We start from the raw sequence: 9,468 nt of genomic DNA on the forward strand, positions 1-9,468 counted from the left end.
CCCGGGGAAGCGGGTGACGCACCCGCAGGACCTTCGTCCGCCCCGGTCGGGACCATTGGCCCGGCCGGGGCATTCTTATCGTGAAATAGGGAACTGGAGGCGCCGACACGGCGTCCCAATCCTCGGAGATGCGATCACGCCCCGGACAATGGACGGTATGCCCCACGTCTACGTCCGTGCCGCGCGGCGTGACTACGATGGACGCGACTCAAGGGCCCGGTAAGGCAGCTCAGCTGGTCTCCGCCCAAGCGTGGGCGCGCATTCGTCCACCCCCCCATGAACTCCGAGCCCGGGAAGGCACCCACACCCCATGGCGAGCAACCTGTCGTTCATCGGCCGCGACTTGGCGATCGACCTCGGAACAGCCAATACGCTGGTGTACGTCAGGGGCAAGGGCATCGTCCTGAACGAGCCGTCCGTCGTCGCGGTGAACACCAACACCGGTGGGATCCTCGCGGTCGGCGCCGAGGCCAAGAAGATGATCGGCCGCACCCCGGGCAACATCGTCGCCATCCGCCCGCTCAAGGACGGCGTGATCGCCGACTTCGAGATCACCGAGCGGATGCTGCGGTACTTCATCCTCAAGATCCACCGCCGTCGCTACCTCGCCCGCCCCCGCGTCGTGGTCTGCGTGCCCTCCGGCATCACCGGCGTCGAGCGCCGCGCCGTCATCGAGGCCTCCTCGCAGGCCGGCGCCCGCCAGGTGCACATCATCGAGGAGCCGATGGCCGCCGCGATCGGCGCCGGCCTGCCCGTCCACGAGGCCACCGGCAACATGGTCGTCGACATCGGCGGCGGCACCACCGAGGTCGCCGTGATCTCGCTCGGCGGCATCGTCACCGCCCAGTCCATCCGGGTGGCCGGCGACGAGCTGGACAACGCGATCGTCCAGCACATCAAGAAGGAGTACTCGCTGCTCCTGGGCGAGCGCAGCGCCGAGCAGATCAAGATGAGCATCGGCAGCGCCTTCGGCCTGGAGGGCGAGAAGGACGAGCACGCCGAGATCCGCGGCCGCGACCTGGTCAGCGGTCTGCCCAAGACCGTGGTGATCTCCGCCGCCGAGGTCCGCGAGGCCATCGACGAGCCGGTCAACGCGATCATCGACGCGGTCAAGACCACCCTCGACCAGTGCCCGCCCGAGCTGGCCGGCGACGTCATGGACCGGGGCATCGTGCTCACCGGCGGCGGCGCCCTGCTGCGCGGCCTGGACGAGCGGCTGCGCCGCGAGACCGGCATGCCGATCCACATCGCGGAGAACCCGCTCGACTCCGTCGCGCTCGGCTCCGGCAAGTGCGTCGAGGAGTTCGAGGCCCTCCAGCAGGTACTCGACGCCTCGCCGCGTCGTTGACACGTCGCCGCACCACCGGTACCACGCGTCACATCCGACACTCGACTGAACGGGCCGCCGCCCGGGCCCCACAGCCCCGGACGGCGGCCAGGTACGAAGGGGCAGTACCAGCACCGTGAGGGACACACGAGAGAGCCGGCTGCTGCTCATCCTGCTGGTGGCCGTCGCCTTCGCGCTGATCACCGTGGACATCAAGGGCGGTGAGGACTCCCCGCTCGGCCCGGCCCGGCACGCCGCCGCCAGTGTCCTCGGACCGGTCGAGCGCGGAGCCGCCACCGTCGTGGACCCGGTCGCCGACACCGTCCGCGCCTTCCGGGACGCGGCCACCGACAGCGGCCGCACCGACCAGCTCGCCCGCGAGAACACCGAACTGCGGCAGAAGCTCGCCTCCTCCGACATGGCCACCGGGCGCACCAAGCAGCTGGACGACCTGCTGCGCACCGCCGGCGCCGGCGGCTACACCGTCAAGGCGGCCCAGGTCATCGCGATCGGCCCGGCCCAGGGCTTCTCCTGGACCATCACCATCGACGCCGGCAGCGACGACGGCCTCACCCGCGACATGACGGTGATCAACGGTCAGGGCCTGGTCGGCCGGATCACCACCGTCGCCCCGACCACCGCCACCGTGCTGCTCGCCTCCGACCCCGGCTTCTCGGCCGGCACCCGGCTGGAGAGCACCGGCGAGATCGGCTTCGCCTCCGGCGGCGGCGACAGCCCGATGAAGGTCTCGCTGCTCAACGGCAAGGCCCAGGTCAAGGCCGGCGACCGGCTGGTCACCTTCGGCTCGCAGAGCGGCCGCCCGTTCGTGCCCGGCGTCCCGGTCGGCAAGGTCGTCGAGGTCCAGGCCAACGCCGGCCAGCTGACCAAGACCGTCATGGTCGAGCCCTTCGTCCAGTTCACCCGGCTGGACCTGGTCGGCGTGGTGGTCGTGCCGCCGCGCGCCGACCCGCGCGACGCCGTCCTGCCGCCGGCGCCCGCCGCGGGCCAGCCGGCCGCCGCGCCGGGCCAGGTCCCGGCCTCCGTGCCCGGACAGGTCCCGGCCTCCGCGCCCGCCGCCCCGCCCGCCAAGCCCACTGGGGGGAACTGAGCCATGCGCCTCGCCCGCATCCCCGTCTCCGCCGGCCTCGTCCTGTTCGGCCTGATCCTCCAGGTCAGCGTCTTCGGCCGGCTCCAGCTCCCGGGAGCCACCCCGGACATACTGCTGCTCGTCGTGGTCGGCCTGGCCATGGTCTACGGGCCCACCGGCGGCTGCCTGGTCGGCTTCGCGGGCGGCCTGCTGGCCGACCTCGCACCGCCCTCCGACCACGCGATCGGCCGCTACGCGCTGGTGCTCTGCCTGATGGGCTACGCCGCCGGACTGCTGCGCCCGGACCACGGCCGCCAGCGCTCCGTGGCCGGCTCGCTGTTGGTGGTCGGTGCCGCGGCGGTCGCCTCCACCCTGCTCTACGCGATGGTCGGCGCCCTGGTCGGCGACACCGCGGCCCGGCACGTCGGCCTCGGCGGACTGGTGATCAGCGCCCTGCTCTACGACCTGCTGCTGGCGCCCTTCGTGGTGCCGCTGGTGATGTACCTCGGCCGCCGCTTCGGGCGCGACCCGGTGGCCGCGGCGGACGACGACGAGGGCAGCTCCGGTCTCGGCACCCTGGCCCGCTACCGCACCACCCGCGAGGCCTCGACGGGCCCGTCGTACAAGAAGCGGCGCGTGCCCGGCTTCGTCCGCCGGCCGTAACCGGCCCGGCCCCGACCACCCGACCTCCCCGCATCCTGGAGCGCACGAGACGTGAGCAACATCCCCGAGACCGGACGCACCCGACGGGTGACGATCCGTCTGGTGGTGCTGCAGATCCTGGTGCTGTCGCTGCTCGCCACCCTCGGCGGGCGGCTGTGGTACCTGCAGATCCGCAACGCCAAGGAGTACACCGCGAAGGCGACCGGCAACCACATCCGCGAGGTGGTCGAGCCGGCCGTCCGCGGCGAGATCCTGGACGCCTCCGGGCGGGTGCTGGCCGGCAACGAGACCCGGCTGGTGGTCTCGGTCAGCCGCACCTCGCTGCTCCAGCAGAAGGACGGCGGCAAGGCGGTGCTGTCCCGGCTGGCCGAGGTGCTGGGGATGCCCGCCAAGGACGTGCAGGAGAAGGTCCGGCTCTGCGACGCCAAGACCCCGCAGCCGTGCTGGAACGGTTCGCCGTACCAGCCGATCCCGGTCACCAAGGAGGCGACCACCCAGCAGGCGATGCAGATAATGGAGCGCCGCGAGGACTTCCCCGGGGTCACCGCGCAGCCCACCGCCGTGCGCCGCTACACCGGCGCCGAGGGCGCCAACATGGCCCAGGTGCTCGGCTACCTCTCGCCGGTCACCGACGAGGAGGTCAGCAAGACCGCCGGTAGGAGCGGCCTGGACCGCTACCTGCCGGCCGACCAGATCGGGCGGGCCGGCCTGGAGTCGGTGTACGACCGCGACCTGCGCGGCACCGCGGGCATCACCAAGCTGGAGGTGGACAACCTCGGCCGGGTGATCGGCAACGCCGGCACCGTCGCCCCGCAGACCGGCGACAACCTGGTCACCAGCATCGACGCCCGGGTGCAGAAGGTCGTCGAGGACAACCTGGCGCAGGCCATGAACGACGCCCGGAACACCTTCGACAAGGTCACCAACCGCAACTACGAGGCCGACTCCGGCGCCGCCGTGGTGATGGACGTGCACACCGGGCGGATCGTCGCGATGGCGAGCGCCCCGACCTACGACCCGAACCTCTGGGTGGGCGGCATCAGCGGCAAGGACTACCAGTCGCTGACCAGCAAGGACTCCAACTTCCCGCTGCTGAACCGGGCCATACAGGGTCAGTCCGCCCCCGGTTCGACCTTCAAGGTCATCTCCACCACCGCCGCCGTGCAGGCCGGCTACTCGCTGGACGGCCACTACGACTGCCCGAAGAGCATGACCATCGGCGGCCGCGAGTTCAAGAACTTCGAGAGCGAGAACTTCGGCCAGATCTCCCTGGAGAAGGCGCTGGAGGTCTCCTGCGACACCGTCTTCTACGGCCTGGCGTACGACCAGTGGCTGAAGGACGGCGGCATCAAGCCCAAGAAGGAGCCGGGCGACTGGTTCTTCAAGACCGCCCACGAGTTCGGCCTCGGCGCCAAGACCGGCATCGACCTGCCGTCCGAGGTCACCGGCCGGGTGCCGGACCGGCAGTGGAAGCAGTCCTTCTACGACAACAACAAGGACGCCTGGTGCGCCCAGGGGCAGAAGGGCGGCAACAGCTACTCCGACCAGATCGCCCGGGAGAACTGCGTCGACGGCTACCAGATGCGCGCCGGTGACGCCGTCAACTTCGCGATCGGCCAGGGCGACACCCTCGTCACCCCGGTCCAGATGGCCCGGATCTACTCGGCGCTGGCCAACGGCGGCACCTTCTACCGGCCGACCATCGCCAAGGCGGTGATAAGCCCGGGCGGGGACCTCGTCCGCGAGATCGCCCCGCACGAGGACGCCAGGTTCCCCGGTGACGAGAAGCTGCTCAGCTACATCAACCAGGCCACCGAGAGCGTCATCAAGAGCGGCACCGCCGCCTGGAAGTTCAACGGCTGGCCGCAGGACAAGATCACGCTGCACGCCAAGACCGGCACCGCCGAGGTCGAGGGCAAGCAGACCACCTCCTGGCTGACCACGTACAGCAAGGACTACGCCGTCGTCATGACGATAAGCCAGGGTGGCACCGGCTCCGGCGGTTCCGGCGACGCCATCCGCCGGATCTACCAGGCGCTGTACGGCGTGGACGACAAGGGCGGCATCGACACCGGCAAGGCGCTGCTGCCCGCGCCGCAGGCCGAGCTGCCGAAGTTCAACCCGGACGGCACCGCGATCATCAAGCCGGTCTCGTACGGCGTCGACGCGGCGCCGGGCGCCCAGGCGCAGGCCGTCGCACCGGCTCCGGCGCTGCTCGACGCGGCCGCCGCGCAGCCGGCCCCGGCGACGGCCTTCCTCGACCGGACGCCGCCGGCCGACCGTCCGGCGTCGTACACCGCGGCCGACGCCGCGCTCGAACCCACGCGCGGACCGGGAAGGGGACGGGCATGACCTCCTACGGCTCGTACCGGCAGCTGCGGCTGGCCCCGCAGCGCAGCGGGGTCTCCAAGGCCCTGGCCAAGGACTCCCCGCTCTGGCGGCTGGACTGGATACTGCTGCTGGCCGCGCTGGCCCTCTCGGCCGGCAGTTCGCTGCTGGTCTGGTCGGCCACCCGCGGGCGCGACTCGCTGACCCACGGGGACCCGCAGTACTTCCTGTACCGGCACCTGACCAACTTCGTGGTCGGGCTGGTGCTGTGCTCCGTGGTGATAGCGATAGGGAGCCGGCGCTTCCGCACGATCGTGCCGTTCCTGTACGTCGGCGTGCTCCTGATGCTGCTGGCGACGCTCAGCCCGCTGGGCTCGACCATCAACGGCGCGCACTCGTGGATCCAGCTCGGCGGCGGCTTCTCGATCCAGCCGGCCGAGTTCGCGAAGCTCGCGATCGTGCTGGCGATGGCGGTCGTGCTGTCGGACCAGGTGGACGCGGGGGAGCGGGAGTTCCCCTCGCACCGGGCGGTGTTCCGGGGACTGCTCTGGGCCGGGCTGCCGATGGGCATAGTGCTGCTGATGCCGGACGCCGGCTCGGTGATGGTGATGGCCGCGATCGTGCTGGGCATCCTGCTCGGCTCGGGCGCGGCGAACCGCTGGGTGCTCGGCCTGCTGGTGGCGGGCACCGCCGGGTGCGTGGCGATCTGGAAGTTCGGACTGCTGAGCCAGTACCAGATCGACCGCTTCGCCGCCTTCGCGAACCCGCAGCTGGACCCGAACGGCGTCGGCTACAACACCGCGCAGGCCCGGATCGCGATCGGCTCGGGCGGGCTGACCGGCAAGGGGCTGTTCCACGGCACCCAGACCGTCGGGCAGTTCGTGCCGGAGCAGCAGACCGACTTCGTGTTCACCGTGGCCGGCGAGGAGCTGGGCTTCGTCGGGGCGCTGGCGATCATCGCGCTGGTCGGCGTGATCCTCTGGCGGGCCTGCCGGATCGCCCGGCAGGCGACCGACCTGTACGGGACGATCGTGGCGGCCGGGGTCATCGCCTGGCTGTCCTTCCAGGCCTTCGAGAACATAGGGATGTGCCTGGGCATCATGCCGGTCGCGGGCATCCCGCTGCCGTTCGTCTCGTACGGCGGCTCCTCGATGTTCGCGAACTGGATGGCCATCGGGCTGCTCCAGGCGGTGCGCAGCCAGCGGCCGATAGCGGCCTGAGCGCGCATCGCGGCGGGGCCGGCCGGGGACTTCCCGGGCCGGCCCCGCCGTCGTGTCCGGGGCGTTCCCGCGGCCGGGGGGCGCCGCGGTCAGACGGCCGGGAAGCCGATCCGGGCGAGCACGCCCCAGCGCTCGGAGCGCCGGGTGAGCACGTAGACCGAGTCGAAGGAGCCGGTGCGCTCCCCGGCCGCGTCGTAGCGGGCGAAGCGGACCAGGGCGTGCACCTGGTCGGGGGAGGACTGGCTCAGCTCGACGCTCTCCCAGCCGCTGCGGGCCCAGCCGGAGTCGACCAGCAGGGCCAGCTCGGGGGTGGACCGCTCGACGTAGCCGGCCTCGTCCTCCCAGACCGTCACCTCACCCTCGTGCACCCGGACGTGCGGGTAGTGCAGGGTCCGCGCCCAGGCCGTCAGGTCGCGGCTGTTGAGGGCGTCGAGGAAGGCGTCGAGGGCGGCGCGGGCGGCGGCCTCGTGAGCGGGGGTGTCGTGGGCGGGGGTCTCGTGGGCGCGGGTGTCGGCGGGCACGGCGGCCTCCAGGGCGGGCTGCGGACGGCAGGGACGCGGCAAGCCTGGTCCACCGGCGCGCCCGGTGGGGCCGGGCGGGGCCGATTCAGGTCCAAAGGCCGGGGCACAGACCGGTCGTACGGCCGAAGAGCCGCCCCGGGAGTGTCGGGGAGAATCAGTGGGCGTCGGCGGGCTCACGGGTCGCGGCGTCCAGGACGGCGTCCAGCAGGCCGGGGAAGCGCTGGCCGAGGTCGTCCCGGCGCAGTGACATCAGCCGGCGGGTGCCCTCGACCCGGGTGGTGGTGACGCCGGCCTCGCGCAGCACCTTGAGGTGGTGCGAGAGGGTCGACTTGGACAGGGGGATGTCCAGGTCGCTGCAACATTGCTCGTCGACCTCGGACAGGCCCGTCACGATGGAGAGGCGGGCCGGGTCGCTGAGGGCGTGGAAGATGCCGGCGAGCTGGATGGAGTCGGTGGCCGGGTGGCTCGGGGTCCGCATGGCGGCTCCTTGGTCGTCCTGGTCGTGCGATGGATTGTTCGAACTTTGGCGTACTATCCAATCTTAGGCAATGGGGCCGGCCCGCACCGCCGTTCCCGCGGAAGGACACCCGATGAGTGAACGCCGCGAGCGAACCGCCGGGAGGTGCCCGTGGGCCGCTACGGTCTGACGCTCCCGTTGCGCGGCGTCCCGCTGCACCGCCACCGCGCACTGGTCGAGGAACTGCCCGATCTGGGCTACACCGACGTGTGGACCGGGGAGGCGGCGGGCTACGACGGCTTCACCCCGCTGGCGCTCGCCGCGGCCTGGGCGCCCGCGCTGCGGCTGGGCACGGGGGTGGTGCCGGTGCAGACCCGAGGGCCGGCACTGCTCGCCATGACGGTCGCCTCGCTGGCCGAGGCCGCTCCCGGCCGGGTGGTGGTGGGCGTCGGCTCCTCCGGCCCGCCGTTCGTCACCCGGATCAACGGCATCCCGTTCGAGCATCCGTACCGTCAGGTCCGCGACACCGTGCGGTTCCTGAAGCACGCGCTGGCCGGCCGGACGGTACGGGGCGCGTTCGACTCCTTCACCATCGAGGGGTACACCCCGGCGCTGCGGCCCGACCCGGTGCCGCCGGTGATGATGGGCGCGCTCGGCCCGCAGATGCTGCGGCTGGCCGGCCGGGAGGCGGACGGGCTGGTGACCAACTTCCTGGCGGCCGCGGACGTACCGCGGGTGCGGGAGGCGATGGGCGAGGAGGGCCGCACCAAGGAGGTGGTGGCCCGGCTGTTCGTCTGCCCGACCAAGGACCGCGACCACGCCCGCTGGCAGGGGCGGCAGTTGCTCGGGCCGATCCTCAACGCCCGGACGTACGGCGGCTTCCACGACTGGCTGGGGCGCGGCGAGGAGCTGGCCGCCTCGCACGCCGCGTGGGCGGCGGGCGACTTCCACGGCGCGTGCGAGGCGGTGCCCGAGCACCTGGTCGACGCGCTGCTGATCCACGGCTCCCCGGGGGAGTGCCGGGAGCGGGTCGCGCAGTTCGCGGCGGCGGGGGTGGACACGCCGCTGCTGGCGGTGCTGCCGGTGCCGGAGTTCGGCCCCGGGCCGGAGGGGATGCGCGACACGCTGCGGGCCCTGGCCCCGCAGACGTGACGCCGCGCAGCCCCTATCCGGCCGCCCGGTGTCCCGACCGGGCGTAGACCATGGCCTGGGCCCGGCTGCGCACGCGCAGCTTGCCGAGCACGTTGGAGACGTGGAACTTGACGGTCTTCTCGCTGAGGTGGAGCTCGGCGGCCATCTCGGCGTTGGACAGCCCGCCCGCGATCAGGGTGAGCACCTCCTGTTCGCGCGGGGTGAGCAGATGGAGCAGCGGTGGGGTGTGCAGCGGAGGTCCGGGCAGCCGGCGGGCCATCTCGGTGACCACCTCGGCGGTGATCGGCGGGGAGATCAGCGCGTTCCCGGCGGCGACCGCGCGGACCGCGTGCACCATGTCGGACTCGGGCCCGTCGCGCAGGACCAGGCCGCGGGCGCCGGCTCTGAGGTAGTCGAGCATCCGGTCCGGGTCGCCGGGGCGGACCAGCAGGATGACGCCGGGCTGCCCGGTCTCCCGGTCGGAGGTGAGCTTCTTGACCTCGCAGGCCTCCATGCCGGGCATGTCGGCGTCGATGACGACGACGTCCGGGCGTTTGGCGGCGCAGGCCTGGGCGATCCTGGCGGTGGTGGAGAGCTCGGTCAGGGGCTGCAGCCCGGGTGAGCGCTGCAGGATGGTGCGCAGCCCGGTGCGCAGCAGCGGTGAGGCGGCGCAGATGAGCACGCGGACGGTGGGGCCGGTGGGATCGGAGGGGTCGGCGGGGCGGTAGAGGGAC

At 72.2% G+C, this 9,468-nt stretch carries 9 protein-coding genes; 6 read left to right on the forward strand and 3 right to left on the reverse strand.

The window, feature by feature from the left end:
- Nucleotides 1-322 precede the first annotated feature (322 nt).
- The 5 genes from ACIQOV_RS13215 (at nt 323) to rodA (ending at nt 6,625) form a co-directional block, all read left to right on the forward strand.
- The gene (locus ACIQOV_RS13215; RefSeq protein ID WP_049648984.1) at nt 323-1,348 is read left to right on the forward strand and encodes a rod shape-determining protein; all 1,026 of its coding nucleotides are present in this window, start codon (nt 323-325) and stop codon (nt 1,346-1,348) included.
- A gap of 115 nt (nt 1,349-1,463) precedes the next feature.
- The gene (mreC, locus tag ACIQOV_RS13220; protein ID WP_401048169.1) at nt 1,464-2,435 is read left to right on the forward strand and encodes a rod shape-determining protein MreC; all 972 of its coding nucleotides are present in this window, start codon (nt 1,464-1,466) and stop codon (nt 2,433-2,435) included.
- A 3-nt stretch (nt 2,436-2,438) separates the two neighbouring features.
- Nucleotides 2,439-3,077 (forward strand): rod shape-determining protein MreD, encoded by a 639-nt coding sequence (gene mreD / locus ACIQOV_RS13225; protein ID WP_359908147.1) that lies wholly within the window; start codon nt 2,439-2,441, stop codon nt 3,075-3,077.
- A gap of 51 nt (nt 3,078-3,128) precedes the next feature.
- Nucleotides 3,129-5,429 carry a penicillin-binding protein 2 gene (gene mrdA, locus ACIQOV_RS13230; protein ID WP_401048172.1) on the forward strand — a complete coding sequence of 767 codons (2,301 nt, stop codon included), beginning with the start codon at nt 3,129-3,131 and terminating at the stop codon, nt 5,427-5,429.
- Nucleotides 5,426-6,625, forward strand: a complete 1,200-nt coding sequence (gene rodA / locus ACIQOV_RS13235; protein WP_359908141.1) for a rod shape-determining protein RodA — start codon at nt 5,426-5,428, stop codon at nt 6,623-6,625. The genes mrdA and rodA overlap by 4 nt, the downstream gene beginning before the upstream one ends.
- An 89-nt stretch (nt 6,626-6,714) precedes the next feature.
- On the opposite strand, the gene ACIQOV_RS13240 is transcribed toward rodA, so the two are convergent.
- Both ACIQOV_RS13240 and ACIQOV_RS13245 read right to left on the reverse strand, forming a co-directional pair.
- A complete protein-coding gene (locus tag ACIQOV_RS13240; protein ID WP_401048176.1) occupies nt 6,715-7,188 on the reverse strand; it encodes a hypothetical protein in 474 nt (157 codons plus the stop codon).
- A 112-nt stretch (nt 7,189-7,300) separates the two neighbouring features.
- Nucleotides 7,301-7,624: an ArsR/SmtB family transcription factor gene (locus ACIQOV_RS13245; protein WP_401048179.1), complete on the reverse strand. Its 324-nt coding sequence runs from the start codon at nt 7,622-7,624 to the stop codon at nt 7,301-7,303.
- A gap of 150 nt (nt 7,625-7,774) precedes the next feature.
- Here ACIQOV_RS13245 and ACIQOV_RS13250 point away from each other — a divergent pair, with 150 nt between their 5' ends.
- The gene (locus tag ACIQOV_RS13250; RefSeq protein WP_401048181.1) at nt 7,775-8,755 is read left to right on the forward strand and encodes an LLM class F420-dependent oxidoreductase; all 981 of its coding nucleotides are present in this window, start codon (nt 7,775-7,777) and stop codon (nt 8,753-8,755) included.
- A 13-nt stretch (nt 8,756-8,768) separates the two neighbouring features.
- Here the strand turns inward: ACIQOV_RS13250 and ACIQOV_RS13255 are convergent.
- On the reverse strand, nt 8,769-9,468 hold a 700-nt coding region (locus ACIQOV_RS13255), incomplete at its 5' end, for a LuxR C-terminal-related transcriptional regulator (protein WP_401048184.1).

This window comes from Kitasatospora sp. NPDC091257, assembly GCF_044757675.1.
In the GTDB taxonomy this organism is placed as follows: domain Bacteria; phylum Actinomycetota; class Actinomycetes; order Streptomycetales; family Streptomycetaceae; genus Kitasatospora; species Kitasatospora lactacystinica.